Annotated in this window: 18 protein-coding genes; 10 read left to right on the top strand and 8 right to left on the bottom strand. The window is 62.6% G+C overall.

The features are described 5' to 3' along the window. The 3 genes from ACO07C_RS23670 to ACO07C_RS23660 all read right to left on the bottom strand — a co-directional run bounded on the left by ACO07C_RS23670 (nucleotide 1) and on the right by ACO07C_RS23660 (nucleotide 2,091). Nucleotides 1-564 (bottom strand): isochorismatase family protein, encoded by a 564-nt coding sequence (locus tag ACO07C_RS23670; RefSeq protein WP_421916590.1) that lies wholly within the window; start codon nucleotides 562-564, stop codon nucleotides 1-3. 46 nt (nucleotides 565-610) lie between these two features. After that, a complete protein-coding gene (locus ACO07C_RS23665) occupies nucleotides 611-1,072 on the bottom strand; it encodes a MarR family winged helix-turn-helix transcriptional regulator (protein ID WP_421916589.1) in 462 nt (153 codons plus the stop codon). Between the two features lie 131 nt (nucleotides 1,073-1,203). Beyond that, nucleotides 1,204-2,091, bottom strand: coding sequence for a LysR family transcriptional regulator (locus tag ACO07C_RS23660; RefSeq protein ID WP_421916588.1), 888 nt, complete (start codon nucleotides 2,089-2,091; stop codon nucleotides 1,204-1,206). Between the two features lie 156 nt (nucleotides 2,092-2,247). On the opposite strand from ACO07C_RS23660, the gene ACO07C_RS23655 reads away from it, so the two are divergent. Next, nucleotides 2,248-3,780, top strand: a complete 1,533-nt coding sequence (locus ACO07C_RS23655) for an MFS transporter (protein WP_421916587.1) — start codon at nucleotides 2,248-2,250, stop codon at nucleotides 3,778-3,780. A gap of 10 nt (nucleotides 3,781-3,790) precedes the next feature. On the opposite strand, the gene ACO07C_RS23650 is transcribed toward ACO07C_RS23655, so the two are convergent. The 3 genes from ACO07C_RS23650 to ACO07C_RS23640 are packed head-to-tail and all read right to left on the bottom strand — an operon-like array spanning nucleotide 3,791 to nucleotide 6,053. Then, nucleotides 3,791-4,105: a nuclear transport factor 2 family protein gene (locus tag ACO07C_RS23650; protein ID WP_421916586.1), complete on the bottom strand. Its 315-nt coding sequence runs from the start codon at nucleotides 4,103-4,105 to the stop codon at nucleotides 3,791-3,793. Further along, complete coding sequence (locus tag ACO07C_RS23645) at nucleotides 4,105-4,881, bottom strand: esterase family protein (RefSeq protein ID WP_421916585.1); 777 nt, start codon at nucleotides 4,879-4,881, stop codon at nucleotides 4,105-4,107. Before ACO07C_RS23645 ends, ACO07C_RS23650 begins: the two co-directional genes overlap by 1 nt. Nucleotides 4,882-4,886: 5 nt before the next feature. Then, nucleotides 4,887-6,053 carry an ATP-grasp domain-containing protein gene (locus ACO07C_RS23640; protein WP_421916584.1) on the bottom strand — a complete coding sequence of 389 codons (1,167 nt, stop codon included), beginning with the start codon at nucleotides 6,051-6,053 and terminating at the stop codon, nucleotides 4,887-4,889. Between the two features lie 403 nt (nucleotides 6,054-6,456). Here ACO07C_RS23640 and leuA point away from each other — a divergent pair, with 403 nt between their 5' ends. From leuA to ACO07C_RS23620, 4 genes are all read left to right on the top strand, one after another. Then, complete coding sequence (gene leuA, locus ACO07C_RS23635; protein WP_421916583.1) at nucleotides 6,457-8,196, top strand: 2-isopropylmalate synthase; 1,740 nt, start codon at nucleotides 6,457-6,459, stop codon at nucleotides 8,194-8,196. Nucleotides 8,197-8,422: 226 nt separating this feature from the next. Next, complete coding sequence (locus ACO07C_RS23630) at nucleotides 8,423-10,219, top strand: tetratricopeptide repeat protein (RefSeq protein WP_421916582.1); 1,797 nt, start codon at nucleotides 8,423-8,425, stop codon at nucleotides 10,217-10,219. A gap of 141 nt (nucleotides 10,220-10,360) precedes the next feature. Beyond that, nucleotides 10,361-11,164, top strand: a complete 804-nt coding sequence (locus ACO07C_RS23625) for an alpha/beta fold hydrolase (RefSeq protein WP_421916581.1) — start codon at nucleotides 10,361-10,363, stop codon at nucleotides 11,162-11,164. An 87-nt stretch (nucleotides 11,165-11,251) separates the two neighbouring features. Continuing rightward, a complete protein-coding gene (locus tag ACO07C_RS23620) occupies nucleotides 11,252-11,869 on the top strand; it encodes a hypothetical protein (protein ID WP_421916580.1) in 618 nt (205 codons plus the stop codon). On the opposite strand, the gene ACO07C_RS23615 is transcribed toward ACO07C_RS23620, so the two are convergent. Next, on the bottom strand, nucleotides 11,859-12,788 hold the full coding sequence (locus ACO07C_RS23615) for a metallophosphoesterase family protein (protein WP_421916579.1): 930 nt from the start codon (nucleotides 12,786-12,788) through the stop codon (nucleotides 11,859-11,861). The genes ACO07C_RS23620 and ACO07C_RS23615 overlap by 11 nt on opposite strands. Nucleotides 12,789-12,841: 53 nt before the next feature. On the opposite strand from ACO07C_RS23615, the gene ACO07C_RS23610 reads away from it, so the two are divergent. Beyond that, complete coding sequence (locus ACO07C_RS23610; RefSeq protein ID WP_421916578.1) at nucleotides 12,842-13,339, top strand: NUDIX domain-containing protein; 498 nt, start codon at nucleotides 12,842-12,844, stop codon at nucleotides 13,337-13,339. Nucleotides 13,340-13,734: 395 nt separating this feature from the next. Further along, entirely contained in the window at nucleotides 13,735-14,223 is a 489-nt protein-coding gene (locus ACO07C_RS23605) for an ABZJ_00895 family protein (protein WP_421916577.1), read from the top strand. Between the two features lie 63 nt (nucleotides 14,224-14,286). Here the strand turns inward: ACO07C_RS23605 and ACO07C_RS23600 are convergent, their stop codons facing one another. Next, a complete protein-coding gene (locus tag ACO07C_RS23600) occupies nucleotides 14,287-15,273 on the bottom strand; it encodes a glutathione S-transferase family protein (RefSeq protein ID WP_421916576.1) in 987 nt (328 codons plus the stop codon). 267 nt (nucleotides 15,274-15,540) lie between these two features. On the opposite strand from ACO07C_RS23600, the gene ACO07C_RS23595 reads away from it, so the two are divergent. The 3 genes from ACO07C_RS23595 to ACO07C_RS23585 all read left to right on the top strand — a co-directional run bounded on the left by ACO07C_RS23595 (nucleotide 15,541) and on the right by ACO07C_RS23585 (nucleotide 17,798). Continuing rightward, nucleotides 15,541-16,077 (top strand): GNAT family N-acetyltransferase, encoded by a 537-nt coding sequence (locus ACO07C_RS23595; RefSeq protein WP_421916575.1) that lies wholly within the window; start codon nucleotides 15,541-15,543, stop codon nucleotides 16,075-16,077. Between the two features lie 65 nt (nucleotides 16,078-16,142). Then, a complete protein-coding gene (locus ACO07C_RS23590; RefSeq protein WP_421916574.1) occupies nucleotides 16,143-16,904 on the top strand; it encodes a 3-hydroxyacyl-CoA dehydrogenase in 762 nt (253 codons plus the stop codon). A 126-nt stretch (nucleotides 16,905-17,030) separates the two neighbouring features. Next, nucleotides 17,031-17,798 carry a HugZ family protein gene (locus tag ACO07C_RS23585; RefSeq protein ID WP_421916573.1) on the top strand — a complete coding sequence of 256 codons (768 nt, stop codon included), beginning with the start codon at nucleotides 17,031-17,033 and terminating at the stop codon, nucleotides 17,796-17,798. Nucleotides 17,799-17,849: the final 51 nt, after the last annotated feature.

Raw genomic sequence — 17,849 nt, 5'->3', positions numbered from 1 at the left:
TCAGGCACTCCTCTTGGCCAGCAGATCGATGACGTCCCGGGTCGTGCCGGTTTCGCCCAGCCTCGGAAAGACATGCGCGATGCTGTTGTGGTGGGCATCGACGTTCGTGTCGGTCATCGCATCGACGGCGAGCGTGACGTTGAAGCCGAGATCACGGGCATGGCGCGCGGTCGCCTCGACGCCCATGCTGGTCGAAACGCCGACGATGACCACCTGGGTGACGCCATTGCCCTTCAGCCAGGCTTCGAGGTCGGTTTTGACGAAGGCGCCAGCGGTACGCTTGGTCACGGTGTGATCTGTCGGCTGCTGCTTCAATTCGGGAACAAGATCAGCCCAGCCGTCGGGAAAGGTGCCTATGCGAGGCGGCTGTTCCGTCCGGCCGGGAGGCGCGCCGGCAACATTGACGAGCACGACTGGCAGGCCGCGACCGCGGAACGCCTCCGCCAGCATGCTTGCCTGCCTCACGACCTCGCTTGTCGGATGGGCGGTGGGCAACGCGACGATGCCCTTTTGCAGATCGATGACGACGAGCGCCGTTTTCGGGTCAAGCGTGGTGACTGCCATGGTGTTTCCCTTCGGCGACCGGAGCTGCGGCGCGTGTGCATGATGATCAGGAAGCAGCGAGCCGCTTCAGCAATTCGACGGCATCAGCCAGTTGCTCCTGCTCTTGCCGGTCAAGATTGGCGTGGATCGCGCGGAACAACCAATCCTCGCGGGCCGCGCGCCCGGCCGTTATCATGTCGCGGCAGGCGGGCGTCAGTGACAGGATGGTCTGCCGGCCGTCGCTCGGGTCTGGCGCGCCATTGACCAGACCCGCCACTTGCAGCGTCGATACGATGGCGCCCATCGATTGCGGACGCATGTTCTGGGCTCGTGCGAGCATCGTGACGGTCGCCGGTCCTTCGCGTTCCAGATGTAGAAGCACCGACTTCTGCGATGTGGTCAGGTCGCCGACATCGGCCTGTTCACGCAGACGCCGCTTCAGCCTGCTGACCACGACCCGAAGCTCTCCCGCCACAGCCAGGGCGCGCGCGGCATCGGTATCATTCTGGCGGTCGCGGTCATCATCCATGGCGACATTCTGGCATATGCGAATGCAACCTGCAAAGTTTACCTTCACATATTGGCATCACAAGGCCGTGAGCGCCTGCCGCCGTTCATCTTCGGCATGGCAGCCCAACTCATGCTCGGCACGGCTCCGACTTATCGCTCGCCGGAAAGCCGCTCGGACAGGAAGTCGATGAAGACACGTACCTTCGGCGAAAGGTAGCGATTGGATGGCCACAGAATCCTGAACCGGCCGCTGCCGTCGACATGCTCTTCGAGGAGGCTGTGCAAGGCGCCGGTGGCCAGTGCATCGCGCACGAGGAAATCCGGCATGCAGCCAATGCCGAGCCCGCTGATCGTCGCGCCTTTCAGGGCCTCCATGTTGTTGCAGGTCAGCACGGTTCGAGTCTCCAACTCGCCTGTGCCGGAGATCAGCGGCCATTCCTGCACTTTGCCGCTGTTGGGGAAACGGAAGCGTATGCCCAGATGATTCCGCAGATCGTCCGGCGCCGCTGGAACCCCATGGCGTTCAAGATAGGCCGGAGCCGCGCACAGATGCAGTCGGAAGGGCCCCAGGGGCCGCGCCAGCAGCCGTGAATCCGGCAGGTCGCCGCTGCGGATCGCAACATCGATGCCTTCTTCGATGATATCGACAATGTGGTCGTTGAAGTCGATATCGAGCTCGATATCCGGATAGCGCGCCATGAAGGCGGGCAGCACCGGCAACAGCATATGGTAGGTGACGATCGGCGTTGAGACGCGAAGCCGGCCATGCGGCGTCTCGCGCGTTCGCGACAACATCGCTTCGGCGTCGTCGATATCATCAAGGATGCGGCGCACCCGCTCGTTGAACAGCTTGCCTTCCTCCGTGAGGCCTATCCGGCGCGTGCTGCGCTGGAGCAGGCGCACGCCGAGTTCCTGCTCCAGCCTGGCAACGCTCTTGCCGACCGCCGAGGCGGAGAGGCCGAGCACCCGCCCGGCGGCGACGAAGCTGCCGAGCTCGGCGGTGCGGGCAAAGGCCATGAGGCCATTCAAACGATCCATCACATCGACCCATTCGAGCGTTTCGTTCCGGTATGAACGGAGATTTACCACCATTCTGATGGGAATGTCGCTGGCCTATCTTGTCGAAAGAAGCCGGCCGTCACTGCGTTTCAGGCCGGCGGCAATCACAGATCCTCCTTCAGGACGGGAAAATCCATGACATCAACAAACCGATCCGCCGGCGCGGCGCAACGCTGGTTCGTCCTTCTCTCGGTATGCCTTGCAGCGATGACGATGCCGCTGACATTCACCGGGCCGGCCATCGCGCTGTCGAGGATCGCGAGCGACCTTGGCGGCGGCCCGATTGAACTCAACTGGGTGACGAACGCCTTCATGCTGACTTTCGGCGCCAGCCTGATGGCGATGGGCGCGCTGGCCGACAATCATGGCCGCAAGCGGATATTCCTCGCCGGGCTGCTCACATTTGTCCTGGCTTCGCTGGCTGCGACGCTTGCGCCTCACATCATCTGGTTCGACCTCTTTCGGGCGGCGCAGGGCATCGGCAGCGCGATGGCCTTTGCAGGCGGAGCTTCGGCCCTCGCCCAGGAATTCGAAGGACCGACGCAGTTGCGCGCCTTCAGCCTGCTCGGCACCAGCTTCGGCATCGGCCTCGCCTTTGGGCCGATCGCCTGCGGCATGCTTATCGATGCCCTCGGTTGGCGTTCGATCTTCCTTCTCGTCGTCGGTTTGGCGATCGTGGCTTTCATCCTCGGCGCGCGCCATCTCCGCGAATCCCGTGATCCCGATGCGGCGGGCGTCGACTGGCCGGGCGCCGCCACCTTCACGCTGGCGCTCGCATCGCTCACCTGTGGTGTTCTGAGTGCTCCCCAGTCCGGCTGGACGAACCCCTATGTCATGACGCTGCTTGCCGGCGCTGCCATTTTCCTGGCAGCCTTCATCATCATCGAGCGGCGCGTGCGGCGGCCGATGCTTGACCTGACGCTGTTCCGCTATCCGCGCTTCGTCGGTGTCCAGTTCCTGGCGTCGGCTCCCGCCTACGCCTTCGTGGTGCTGCTGGTGCTGTTGCCGATCCGCTTCATCGGCATCGAGGGCATGACCGAGGTGCAAGCCGGGCAAATGATGATATGCCTGTCGAGCCCCTTGCTGATCCTGCCGATGCTTGCCGGCCTGCTTGCGCGCTCGGTCGCCCCGGCGACGATCTGCGGCGCCGGCCTGCTCATTGCGGCAGTGGGCCTTGTTTGGCTCAGACAGGTTCCGGCAGGCGGCGCCATGGTGGTGGCGCCGTTGCTGGCGATCGGTGTGGGCATCAGCCTGCCATGGGGATTGATGGACGGGCTGGCCGTCAGTGTCGTCCCCAGGGAGCGCGCCGGAATGGCTGTCGGCATCTTCAACACCACCCGCATCGCTTCCGAGGGCGTAGCCCTGGCAATCGTCAGCGCCGTTCTTTCCGGCTTCACGGCAGCACAGCTCACCGCGCGCGGCGTTGCTTTGAACGTGACCGACACAGCCCAGTTGCTGGTTACCGGCAATCTTGGCGCCGCGAAGGAGAGCCTGCCCCAAGCCGACCAGGCCATTCTGGTCCACGCTTATGAGACCGCCTTTGATACACTGCTAATGGTGCTGGCAACGATCACCGTCGTGACCGCCATCATTGTCTTCCTCGGCCTTCGGCGGGGACCGGCGGCGGAACGAGAGACGCCTGCTCTGGAAGCGTGCCAGGAGGCGTAACCCGGCAATCTCAGGCGATCACCAGGCTCGAAATCAGGTCGCCGTCCAACTTGAACGTCATGTCGCCTTCGCCGTTGAAACCATTGCCGGTCACGGCAATGCGTACGCGGCAGGCGCCCTTGGACGAGGCGATGCTGACGATGCGCAACCTGGACTGAACCCCGATATTGTCGGTTTCGTTCCACTGCGCGATCTGCTGGCGCCCGCGAAACTTGCGCCCCCAGTCGATGAGCAAGGCATCGGGCGTAAAAATGCTCAGGAAGGCCTCGGTGTCACCTTCATTGGTGGCATCGACGAAACGATGGATGGGACAGTTCGTATCCATCAGTCCAGCCGATGCATCAGGTCGTCGTCCAGCCAGCGTGCGAAGAAGTAGACCAGCTGCTTGTGCCACCATGGCCAGTCGTGGCTGACATCGCCGCCCCAATAGTCGACCCAGGCGGGAATGTGCTTGTCGCGCAGGATCTGCTCCAGCGCGCGTGTCTCGACCAGCATGCGCTCTTCCCATGCCCCCTGCCCGCAGCAGAAGATCAGCCTCAGCACTTTCAGCCGGCCAAGCAGCTTCTGGTCGACTATGCCCTGCAGATAATCGAGCGGCGAATTGTAGAAGATGTCGCCTTCAAGCGCCTTGCCGAAGAAGTCACGGCTCGAATAGACGCCCGACAGCGCGATGACGCCGCTGGCGAGTTCCGGAAAGCGGAAGACGAAGTTGGACGAGTGGTAGCCACCCATCGAGCATCCGCAGAAGAGCGGCCTCAGGTGCCGTCCGCCATTGGCGTCGGTGGCTGTCGATACCAGTTCCGGCAGCGCCTCCTCCCGCACATAGCGGAAATAGGCCTCGTGGCGGCCGATGCGGTGGGCGGCATCGGCATGCTTGTTGAAGAAGGATTCAGAATCGATACCGTCAAGCGTGAACAGCTGGATGCGGCCGGTGTCGATGAAGTCAGCAAGCGCCGTCACCGCGCCGGAATCCTCGAACTGGTAGAACCGTCCTTGCGAAGTCGGGAACACCACCACCGGCCGGCCGGCATGGCCATAGCGCTTGTACTCCATGTCGCGGCCGAGATTGCGGCTGAAACCCTTGTGATAGGAAATGTCCATCGGGCCTATGCCTCTTCCGCATGGATGTAGTCGACGGCCGCGCGCAACGCCGCGGGGTCTTTCGAGCGCAACTGGTAGGCGTAATTCCCCATGGCGCGGCTGAAAACCTCCTCGATGGCCTGATGGTGAACGATCATGTCGTCATGACTGGCCAGCACCTCCTCGTGACCGTGCAGGTAGGCCAGGTGTCGCTTGCGGCTGGCATAAGCGGTGAAATATTTGCCCTCGTAAGGACCGCCGGCGGCGTCCTTCACCACCATGTCGGCCCAGGCGGCATAGACGTCGATGTCGAACGTGTAGTTGATGGCGTCGGTCATCCAGGCGCCCGGCGGACGCATGTTGACCTCCAGCGCGATGACACGGTCGTCCGTCGTCTGGAACAACTCGATGTGGAAGAAGCGCTCGCGCACATCGAATGCTTTCAGAATCTTGCGGCCAGCCTCCTCGACTGCCGGGTTGATCCGGGGAAAGCAGGTGTAACTCATATGCCGGTCCCTGTTGACCACTTCCATCACGCTCTGGTCGTAGCGATGGCTGGCCGCGAGCACCACCTCGCCGTCCCTGTTAACCAGCCCGTCGAAGGTCACTACCAACCCCTCGATAAACTGCTCCATGACGAAGTTCACATTCGCCGGCTTTTCCTTGAAGAACCGGTCGAGCTCCCTGGCGCTTGAAATCTTATAGGTGTTGGAGGCGCCGGAGCCGGAATCCGGCTTGACCACGACAGGATAGCCGACACGGCGGATGAAGGTCATGGCCCCCGCGCGGTCGGAGCATTTGCGCTGCGGAATGGTTTCGACGCCGCTCTTGCGGAAGAAGGCGCGCATGCGGCTCTTGCGCTTCAGGTTCTTCACGAAATCGAGCTTGGTGCCAAAGATGTTGAAATCGGTGCGGATGTTGGCCTCCAGCTCCAGCCAGTGCTCGTTGAGCGACTCGAAGCGGTCGATGCGGCCCCATCTGTGAATGAAGTGGCCGATAGCCCGGAACACAGCGTCATAGTCCTCCATGTCCGCGATGCGATAATATTCAGACAGGGCGGCCTTCAGCTTGCCATCCAGCATGTCGAACGGTGCATCACCGATGCCGAGCACGGTGGCGCCTGCCTTCTTCAGCCGGTCGCAGAAATCCGCGCCATTGGCGGGAAAATGCGGCGAGAAGAACACGAAGTTCATGGACGACCCCCTTTCGGCTGCGGGCCGCGAGGCCTCGCCGGCCGCCAAGTGTGGCGCATTTGCCGCGCATGGGAAAGAGCGTCCCTCATTGGCGGCCAGCAGCCCACTTGCCTCCCTTTGGCGGCTCCTGTATGAGAACCGCCATGAACACGCGCGCCCCATCCGTCGCTTCTCGTCGGACCGGTTTTTCCGGCCAGACCGTGCGCGCGCTTGCTTCCACCCTGCTTCTTCTCGGCCTTATCGGCGATCGCCGGGTTCGCTGAAGGAGCGCCCGGCGGTCGAACCGCCGCTCACGCGCATGCTCCTTGGCAATTCACAATCAGCGACTGAAATTCTGGTAAAGGCGCCGCTCGGCACCAAATCCGCCTGAAAGCGGACCCGCGAGCCGCCGGGAGACAAGACAATGAACGCACGCGAAGATATCCGTTCGAATACCGCCACGGCCGGCAAGGACGCCGCACGGGGCATGCCCGACGCTGTCCGAAAGTATCAGCCCTATCCGACCGTCGGGCTCTCCGACCGCACCTGGCCTTCCAAGGTGATCGACAAGGCGCCGATCTGGTGCTCGGTCGACCTGCGCGACGGCAACCAGGCGCTGATCGACCCGATGGGCCACGAACGCAAGGCCCGCATGCTGGCCCTGTTGCTCGACATGGGCTTCAAGGAGATCGAGATAGGCTTCCCGTCGGCCTCGCAGACGGATTTCGACTTCGCCCGCTGGTGCATCGAGGAAGGCAATGTGCCTGACGATGTCGACTTGCAGGTGTTGGTGCAGTGCCGCCCCGAACTCATCACCCGAACCTTCGAGGCGCTCAAGGGGGCCAAGACCCCGATCGTGCACTTCTACAATTCGACCAGCGAATTGCAGCGCCGCGTCGTCTTCGAGAAGGACGTTGCCGGCATCAAGCGGATCGCCACCGACGCCGCCAAGCTCATCACCGACATGGCCGCGAAGGCCGGCGGCGGCTACCGCTTCCAGTACTCGCCGGAGAGCTTTCCTGGCACCGAACTCGAAGTGGCGCTGGAGATCTGCAACGCCGTCACGGAGATCGTCAGGCCGACGCCCGACAACAAGCTGATCGTCAACCTGCCGTCGACGGTCGAATCCTCGACTCCGAACGTCTACGCCGATCGCATCGAATGGATGATCCGGCACCTCGACAACCGCGACAACCTGATCATTTCGCTGCATCCCCACAATGATCGCGGCACCGGCGTCGCCGCCACCGAACTCGCCTTGATGGCCGGCGCCGACCGCGTCGAGGGAACCTTGTTCGGCAATGGCGAACGCACCGGCAATGTCGACATCGTCAACCTCGCGCTCAACATGTACACGCAAGGCGTCGATCCGGAACTGGACTGCTCCGACATCAACCGGATGAAGGACGTCTACGAATATTCGAACCAGTTGCGCATCCCGGAGCGCCATCCCTATGTCGGCGAACTGGTCTACACCGCCTTTTCCGGCTCGCACCAGGACGCCATCAACAAGGGCATGAAGGCGCTGAAGAAGGCGAACACGCCGCTGTGGGAGGTTCCGTATCTGCCGATCGACCCGGCCGATGTCGGCCGCAGCTACGAGGCGATCATCCGCATCAATTCCCAATCCGGCAAGGGCGGCATCGCCTATGTGCTGCAGGCGGACCACGGCCTCAACCTGCCGCGCAACCTGCAGATCGAATTCAGCCAGGAGATCCAGGCGATCACCGATGCGGAAGGCAAGGAGGTGCCGGCCAAGCGCATCTACGAGCGCTTCCTCGAAACCTATGTCGACCAGCCAGGCGCGCGCCTGAAATTCCTCGACCACCACACCTATCCCGACACCGAGGTCAAGGGCCGGCGCGTGGTGGAAGCAGTCATCCTCGATAACGGCAAGGAAGTCACGATAACCGGAACCGGAACCGGCCCGATCGACGGCTTCGTCGATGCGCTGTCGCGCCATGTCGGCGTGGAGATGTCGGTGCTCGACTACTCCGAGCACTCGATGCAGCGCGGCTCGAACGCCTCCGCCATCTCCTATGTCGAGATGGAATATCCCGGTGGCAAGCTGTTCGGCGCCGGCATCAACACCAACATCGTGGCCGCCTCGCTGGAAGCCGTGGTGTCCGCCGCCAACCGGATTATCAGCCGCAAGGCTGGCTGATCTTACATCCGTTGGCGTTGCGCATGTCCTGACGGGACCTTCCCGACGCTCGAGACGGACTGACTTTCGCATGGCCGGCAAGCCGAAACAGTTTGCCGGCCATGCGTTAACCACCGGAAAATTCTCCGGTGAGGTACGTGATCACATAATATCGGCACGCTTGTACCTCCGTGCGGGACCTATATGATCAGACCTTAACCTGTGCCGACTTCGAGAGGATCGACACTTGCAGCATGCCACGCCTGCCGCCCCCGCAGTGCGCGAAACACTTGAGCGACTGCTCGCCAGCGAAACGTTCGGACGCTCCGAGCGTGCGCGCGAGTTGCTCCGCTACCTTGTCGAGCGCGAGCAGGCCGGCGAAGCCGACCGGCTCAAGGGCTTCTCCATCGCGATGGATGTTTTCGGCAAGGATGGCGATTTCGATTCGTCGACCGATGCGGTGGTGCGCGTGCAGGCAGGACGCTTGCGCGAACTTCTGCAGCAGTACTTCGCCAGCGAGGGGATTGACGAGCCCGTCCGCATCGCCATTCCGCGCGGCGGCTATGTCCCAGCCTATGAGCTCAACGCCATCCACTTGCCAGAGCCGGTAGAGCCCATCGCCTCCCCGGCTGCGATTGCCACCACCTCGCTCGAACAGCCCGCCGACGCAAATGTCGGCGCTGATGCGACCGTTTCGCCGGCTCCTCCCGCGACGCCGACGCCCCCGCCAGCCGCGCCCACGGTCTCGGTGCTGAGGCAGCTCCAGTTCTTCTGGGCGGCGATAGCCCTTGTCATTGTCATGCTGGGGGTGCTCATCCTGCGGCAAGGCACCGGAACCCTGCTGGCAGGAAGCGACACACCGGCAACGATCGAGACCGCCGGAGCGACCAACAGCATAGCGACGGCGCCAGTGGAAACCCTTCCGCTTGTCTACATCGCCATCAGGACCAACAGCCCCGAAGCCGGCCGGGTCGCCGCCTCGCTGCGCGCCGGGCTGACCGGCTTCGACACCGTCAACTTCATCAGCCGCGATGCCGACAGGTCGTCAGATCCCGTCGCGGACGCCGCCAGTTTCGTGTTCGACATCATGCCGGGCCCGGATGCGGACGGTATCACCCTCGAGCTGCAGAGCGTCGCCAGCGGTCGTGTCCTGATGTCGCGTAGCCTGACTACCGCCGACAGCGCCCCTTCAAAGGTCGCGGACAGCGTCGCCGCCATCCTGAGTTCCGCCGTCCCGGCCTCGGGCACCATCTACAACTACATCGAGCAGAGCGGCCTGCAGACCGAACTGACACAATGCCTGATACTGAACGACAAATATTATCTCGACCAGAATGCAAACACGCACGAGGCCGCCTATCGCTGCCTCGAGAGCCTTGCCAACCGGGACGCGAAATCGTCGCTCGTCTATTCCGAACTCGCCTCCCTCAATCTCGAAGCGGTCAGCGACCACTATGCCTATCCGCCCGACGCATCGGTCGACAAGGCGCTCATGTTCGCCCATCGCGGCGTACAGATGGGACCGACCAGCCCCTATGCGCACCGCGCCTTTGGCTACATCAATTCGCGTGTGGGCAATGCCGAGCAGGCCATCGTCTGGATGCGCAAGGCCTACGAACTCAACCCCTATGACCTGGCAATGGCCGCGGCCTATGGCTACGGGCTGATCTTTGCAGGCAAGTATGCCGAGGGGACACCGATCATGGCGCATGCGGTGGAGACGTCCAGCGGGCACCCCACCTGGTGGGATTTCGGGCTCTTCGCTGGTGAATTCATGCTTGGCGACATGAAAAAGGCGGCCGCCGCCAGCACATCGCTGAGAACAACGGCAACGAAATCGCACTATCTGGCCGCCCGGCTGATCAGCGCCAAGGTCCTTGGGCGCGACGCGTTGGCAGCCAGGCTTCTCGACGAGCTGACGGCCAAGTTTCCGAAATTCGCGGCCGATCCGCGCGCGACATTCGTCGACAGGCGATACCCCGCCGATCTGACCGACCGGTTGGTCGAGGCCCTGCGTGCCGCCGGCTTGGGTAGCGCCAGCTAAAATTAGCCAAGATCACTTCTTTGACTTCGCCGACCAATCGCGAAGATTTTACTGGCTATCGTGCTGGACAAGGAGCACTCCAGCCACAATTGACGTCTCGCCACGATTGATGTCCCAATTGTCTTGAAGCCACCCGCTTTCATGATCTCATCACTTTACGCCGCCGAACAGGGCGCCGGGTCGAAAGTCATCGTCTTGCTGCACGGTTTCGGCGGCGGTCACGATTCATGGCGCGGCGTGACCGGGGCGTTGGCGAATGGCGCGCGGACGCTGGCCTATGACCTGCCAGGCCACGGACTTTCACTGGATTTCCCAGGCGCCGGTCCGGCCAAGGTGGCGGCCAACGCCGTTCTTGCCGATCTGGCGGCGCGCGGGATAAAGCGTGCCCACCTCGTCGGTCACTCGATGGGGGGAGCAATTGCCACGCTGATGGCAACAGCCGAGCCGGCACGGGTTGCGTCACTGACGCTTCTGGCGCCGGGAGGCTTTGGACACGAGATCAACGCCGCGTTGTTGCGCCGCTTCGCTGGCGCCGTGGACAAGGACGAAATCCGCGCCTGCCTTGCCGCCATGTCGGGTCCGCACCCAATGCCGGCGGAAGACACGGTGAATGTCCTGCATGATATGCGCGGACGCCCCGGACAGACGCCCAGGCTTGTCGAGATCGCCGCAGCCATGACCCGCGACGACCGGCAGGGTGTCATCCCGCGCGAATGGCTTGAGGCGTTGAGCATGCCGGTGATGGTGGCCTGGGGTAGCGACGACACGGTGCTGCCGGTCACCCAGGCCGATGACCTGCCGGCCCACTTCCATCTGCACCATGTGCTGGAAGCTGGCCATATGCTGGTGGAGGAAGCGCCCGAACTCGTTGCCCAAATCATACGCCGCAACACCAGCCGCCGTAGCCGGTCCGTCCGCCCGGGACTGGCCGCCGCGGCAGGCTGATCGCCCCCGCTTCCCAGTCATCTCGCCAGTGCAATTTCCCCGCGGCTGTGTTAACCGGTGGTTAACCAAACCGCGAGGCAGACGCCGATGAAGGATGCAGGCGAAAAAATCTCCACCATCGATCCGTCGCGAAAACTGTCCGACGCGATCCGTGACGTGAAGAATGCCTTTGCCGACCGCGACGACGTTGTCGTCGATATGCGCGAGGCGCATCGCATGCGCCTCGAACTGCTTGCCGCGGAACTGGCGCCCGTCTTTGCCGATGTGCCCACGGACATGGACAATTTCGACTTTGCTCTCTCCTCGGGCCTCCAGCCGCGCCTTTGGATCGACGCCGTCAGCCATGTCGCCATGGGCCGCGACCGCCGTACTTACCGCTTCCTGAAGGACACAAGGATCGGCCGTGTGGTCCTCGCCGAATCGACCGAGATGAAGCCGGTCGCCGACCAGGTAACGCGCTACGTCGCAGAACGCGTCGTCGAGCGCCAGAGAATGATGGAGGGCGGGGCCGAGCCCGCTGTCACCGGCATGAAACGCACCGCGGTTCCGGAGGCCGAGCCCCCACTGCGCACGGCCACGCGCGGCAAGATCTGGTCCGCTTTCCTTTCCGGGCTTGGCCTGATCGCAGCCGGTGCCCTGGTCGGTCTCGTCGCGTCGGTCGTGTTCTTCTGGGACCGTATCCTGGCGATGAAGATCAGCTTCTGACCAGTTGAGGCGACGTTTCGACGCCGAGTTCCAGCGTTTGCAGGTCAGTGGGCGGTATTGCGGGCCCGGTCAGGCCGCGTCGGGTGAGCCGTATCCGCCACCTGCCCTTTTCGCCATCGATATCAAGCATATTGTATTGCGCCGCCGGATGCTTGCCACCCGGCGCCTGGCCTCCGGCGGCAACGCCGACCACAGGGATTTTCAAGCCGCGCCCGCCGATGAAGGACAATGACGGCAGATGCGAATGACCGTGCAGCACAAGCTCCACCCCGTATTGGCGAACGACCTTATGGAAACGGGAAATGCCGAACAGCCGCTTGTGCTGCGAAACGGCACCCCGCACCGGCGGGTGATGAATCATGATCACCCGGAACAGGCCTTGCGTTTTCGTCCGGTCGAGCATCGTTCCCAGCCGTTCGGCCTGCCCTTCCATGAAGAAGCCGTTGGCCATGAAGGGCGCCGTGGCCCTTGCCGTCGAGACGCCGATCAGCGCGACCTCGCCACGCACGCGCAGGTAGGGAAAGGCATTGCGGTCGACCGGCGCATTGACGCCGTCGCCGGTCATCCACGCGGCCCAGGAGCGGCAGATCTTGTCGAAGGCGCCGGGAACATAGGCGTCGTGATTGCCCGGCACCACCGACACGTCATGCGGCGAACCCAGCGTCTCCAGCCAGTGCCTGGCCATCTCGATCTCGCCGTCGAGCGCCAGATTGACCAGGTCGCCGGTGACGGCGAGATGGTCCGGGCTGCTCGCCTTCATATCGGCGACGATCGCGTCGATGACGGCGTCATGCATATGGCGGCGACGGTTGCGCTGCCAGTTCACATAGCCGAGCACGCGCTTGGAGGCGAGATCGCGATAGGATACATCCGGAAGCGGCCCCAGATGGACATCGGAAATATGCGCAAGCCTGAACATGGACCCTTCATAGGCGACACGCGCGCGGCTTTCCACCCACGGTTTCGCTACTGATGGCGACAGATCCCGAGATCGCTTCGCGCCAGACAGGCTGGGCGGGCTTGAGGGGACGATTGTTCCACCTTTATTTCGTGCTGCGGCGGCCGATGACGCTTGGCGTTCGCGGCCTGATCCACGACGCGTCAACCAGTTCCATCTTCCTCATCCGCCACACCTACGTGCCCGGCTGGCAGCTTCCGGGCGGCGGCGTCGAGGTCGGCGAAACGATGGCCGAGGCACTGGCGCGCGAACTCGCCGAGGAGGGCAACATCGCATTGACCGCCCCGCCTGTGCTGAGATCCATGCATTTCAACAGCCGAGCCAGCCGCCGCGACCATGTCGGCCTGTACCTGATCGAAAGCTTCACCCAGACGACGCCGAAGCTGCCCGACCACGAGATCGCCGAGGCCGGTTTTTTCCCGTTCGATCGCCTGCCGGAGGGGACGACGCCCGCAACGCTGCGGCGGATCACCGAGATTTTTCAGAATGAACCAGTGTCGCCCTACTGGTAGACTTGCTTTGCCTATTTGAAAAATCTTGAACTATACTATTCCGGAATAATATGCGGGTGCGATTCCATGATTGTCTAGAAAAATACAGTCGGTGAATGTCTGGCCTGTTATGGGTAGAGCTATTCCGGGAGGAGGTGCCTTCCCCGCCGTCGGCTGGATTCTTATCCTGCTGTTTGGCGGACTGCTCATCTTCGTCTCCAATGCGGCGGGTTTCTCCAGCCGTATCGGTAAGAGTTTCCTCAAAGTGAAGCTCGCCAGACAGGCTCGTATCAACGCCGAGACCTCCCAATAGGGTCTCGCTCGTTTGCGGACATCGGCGATGCTCAAATCCCCAACCGCCCGGCGAGCCATACCGCGCATCGGCCTATTGGTCGAAATTCAACATAAAGTGAAAGTTGAGAAATGTTTTTCCAGCTGAAATCTCGCTGGCCGACATTATACTGCTTGAGGTTGAACCAGCTGGAGCAGCTGCATTGGAATCTGTCAACGGCGCTGTTTTCGGCCGATTTACCTGTATATTTCTTTTGATGGTGATACCGCTTCTTATTTTATCTTATATATTATTTTACTTTCACATCGGACCGATAAAACAAAATAATTTTTATATCATATTTATTCCCGCCCTCTCTGCCTCAAAGGAGACTTTGGCTAAATTCCATACGCGCTTCAAACGCACTCCAACAAGGCAGGAATATTGGCGGTTCGTGATACTTTCAACACTGATCGTGGCCGCATGTCAGTCTATCGTATGGAGATTCACCGCGACCAATATCAACTCTCAACAACTTCCAATTCATTTCTGGCCAGACAGCGTCATGATCTTGGTGTCGATATTTGGTGTTGTCGCACTAGGCTATTCAGGCTGGGCGCTATTCAAACCATGAGAGGCAAACCTCCCCGGCTAAACCGGATCCGCCCGCACGGCCGCACAGGCATGAAGCCATCCCTTAGCTCGTCCCGAACCGCCCCCGGTCATGCGGCGCGGCATAGTCCAGTTCCGGCCCTACCGGCACGATCCGCGTCGGGTTGATCGTTTCGTGGCTGCCGTAATAATGCGCCTTGATGTGATGCAGGTTTACCGTGCCGGCGACACCGGGCACCTGGTATAGATCGCGCAGATAGTTCGACAGGTTCGGGTAATCCGCGACGCGGCGCAGGTTGCACTTGAAATGCCCGACATAGACCGGGTCGAAGCGCACCAGCGTGGTGAACAGCCGCCAGTCGGCCTCGGTGATGCGGTCTCCCACCAGATATCGCTGCCGCGACAGCCGGTCCTCCAGCGTGTCGAGCGCTGAAAACAGCTCGCCGAACGCTTCCTCATAGGCCGCTTGCGTGGTGGCGAAGCCGGCGCGATAGACGCCATTGTTGACCGCCGGGTAGACCAGAGCGTTGATGTCGTCGATCTCGCCGCGCAGGCCCTCGGGGTAGAAATCCAGGCTGGCATCGCCCCATTCGTCGAAGGCTGAATTGAGCATCCGGATGATTTCGGAGGATTCGTTGGAGACGATGGTCTGCTCCTTTTTGTCCCACAGCACGGGCACCGTCACCCGGCCCGAATAGGCGGGATCGGCCCTGGTGTATATCTGGTGCAGGAAGTCGAGGCCGTGGAGCGTGTCGCCGGTGGCGCCGTCCTCGGCCAAAAACGTCCAGCCATTGGCGCCCATGAAATGATGGACCACCGAAACCGAGACGATGTCCTCGAGCCGCTTCAGCGCGCGCAGGATCAGCGTCCGGTGCGCCCAGGGACAGGCGAGCGAGACATAGAGGTGATAGCGGCCGGGCTCGGCCTTGAAGCCGCGGTTGCGGCCTTCGGCCGGCTTACCGTCCCGGGTGATCCAGTCGCGCCATTGCGATTGCGAGCGGACGAATTTGCCGCCGCTCTCCTTGGTATCGTACCAGCGATCCTGCCATTGGCCTTCGACGAGCAATCCCATGTCGCTTCCTTTCGTCCCCGCACTCCATGTAGGACACGGCGCCGCCATGCGGAAACCCGCCGCGCTGAACAGATCGTCAATCGATAGGGCCAGCAGAACGGTAGATTGCGGTGGCCGAAAATTGATGCTAGCGGGAAATCCGCATGTTCGACTTTGCTTTGATCCGGTTTGACCGACGACGAAAGGGCGCCCGCGCTTGATGAAGCGCTGACTGGCGAATGCTGCCGTTTGCAGCAAACCTTCCTCGCATACCGGAACGCAAAGACCATGAGCCTTGCCGACGTGAAATACCTGCCGGAAACCCCGGCGCACGACCTCCAGATCGAAGCCATAAACGACGAAGCCTTCGGACCTGGCCGCTTTGTGCTAGCCGCCTACAAGATCCGTGAGGCCGGCGGCCATGAGCGGTCGATGTCCTTTGTCGCCGTCGATGGCGATATCGTCGTGGCCTCGGTGCGCATGACCCGCATCGCCGCCGGCGCCGGCCGCGCGCTGATGCTTGGGCCGCTTGCCGTTCGGCCGGCCTACAAGAACCTCGGCATCGGCCGCCGCTTGGTGGCGATCGCGCTGGAAGCCGCCGCCAAGGCCGGCGCGCCGGCGGTGATGCTCGTCGGCGACGAGCCTTATTACGGCCCGCTCGGCTTCAAGCGTATCCCGCGCGGGCAGATCTCCATGCCAAGACCGGTCGATCTCGACCGCCTGCTGTCGCATGAGATCGTGCCGGGCGCCGTCGCCAGGCTCACCGGCGAAGTCTGCCATGCCAGCCAGGCGAAGGTCGGCGCGCACATGCCCGCGATTGCCTGACCATCCGGGTGCTGTTATGCCGCCTTGGCAAGGCAGCGTATTGCCATCCGGTGGAGGAGATTGACATGAACCCGAGCGGCCACATTGCAATCGTCACCGGCGGCGGGTCGGGGCTCGGCGAAGCGACGGCGCGGGCTCTCGCCGCGAAAGGCGCCAAGGTCGCCATCTTCGACGTCGGCATCGAGCGCGCGGCAAAGGTGGCCGCCGATATCGGCGGCATCGCTGTCCAGTGCGATGTCAGCAGCGCAGACAGTGGCGCGGCCGCGCTTGCCGAAGTGGCGGACAGACTTGGCGAACCGCGCATCCTCGTCAATTGCGCCGGCATCGCCATCGGCGTGAAGACGGTCGGCAAGGACGGCCCGCATCCGCTCGACCAGTACCGCAAGGTGATCGAGGTCAACCTGATCGGGACCTTCAACATGATCCGCCTTGTCGCCGACCGGGCCGCGAAGCTCGACCCCCTCCAAGGCGGCGAGCGCGGCGTCATCGTCAACACGGCGTCGGTCGCCGCCTATGACGGCCAGATCGGCCAGGCCGCCTATTCCGCCTCCAAGGGCGGCGTGGTCGGCATGACGCTGCCGGTGGCGCGCGATCTCGCCCGCTCCGGCATCCGCGTCTGCACCATCGCGCCCGGCATCTTCAAGACGCCGATGATGGCCGGCATGCCGCGGGAGGTGCAGGATTCGCTCGGCGCCGCCGTGCCGTTCCCGTCGCGCCTGGGCGAGCCTTCGGAATATGCGGCGCTTGCGCTGCACATCATCGAGAACCAGATGCTCAACGGCGAGACCATTCGCCTCGACGGCGCCATCCGCATGGCGCCGAAATAAGGGATTGCGCAAAACGCGGTTCGGTTTTGGAATAACGGCAGGCATGAAAAAACGCTTGCCCTTGCCAAACCGGACGCCAACGTCTGATAAGTGGATGAGACAAATCAACTTAGCAGGACGACAATTTTGGAAGATCGCAAGAAGGACGTGATTCGCGAAACCGACGCCGAGGCGATCCGGCTGGCGAAGACGTTGGTCCGCAGCGCCCGTTTCGGCGCCCTGGCCGTGATCGAGCCTGGCACCGGGGCACCGCTGGCCAGCCGCGTGGGCGTGGCCACCGACGTTGACGGCGCGCCGCTGATCCTGGTCTCGATGCTGTCCGCGCACACCGGCGCGATCCTCGCCGACCCGCGCTGTTCCCTGCTTGTCGGCGAGCCTGGTAGGGGTGACGCCCTGGCGCATCCGCGCCTGACGCTGGTCTGTCGTGCGGTTCGGCTGGAGCGCGGATCGAGCGGGCACGCCAACGCCGAACGGCGCTATCTCAACCGCAATCCGAAGGCAAAACTGTATGCCGGGCTTGGCGACTTTTCGATTTTTCGCCTCGAGCCGGAGCGCGCCAGCCTGAACGGCGGTTTCGGCAAGGCCTATTTGCTCGATCGTGCCGACCTGATCACCGCCGGGCCGATCGTCGAGGCGCTTGCCGCGAGCGAACAATCGGCGCTCGATCACATGAACGCCGACCATCTTGATGCGATCGCTGTTTATGCACAACATTTTGCCAAGTCAGCGGGCAATGGCTGGACCCTCACCGGCTTTGATGCCGACGGCATGGACCTGGTAGCGGGCGACGAGACTTGCCGGGTTTTCTTCCCCAGTCCATTGGAGACCGCCGACAAATTACGGCATGTTCTGGTCGATATGGCCAAGGCCGGCAGGGCAGCGGACCATGCATAGCCAGACAGTTAATCGCGCAGGATCGAAAGCAAGCCTTGAGATTTGAGAGAA

Source organism: Mesorhizobium sp. (genome assembly GCF_965229135.1).
Classification (GTDB): Bacteria; Pseudomonadota; Alphaproteobacteria; order Rhizobiales; family Rhizobiaceae; genus Mesorhizobium.
The sequence above is the reverse complement of the archived record's forward strand: the minus strand, read 5'-3'. Positions and strand labels throughout refer to the sequence as shown.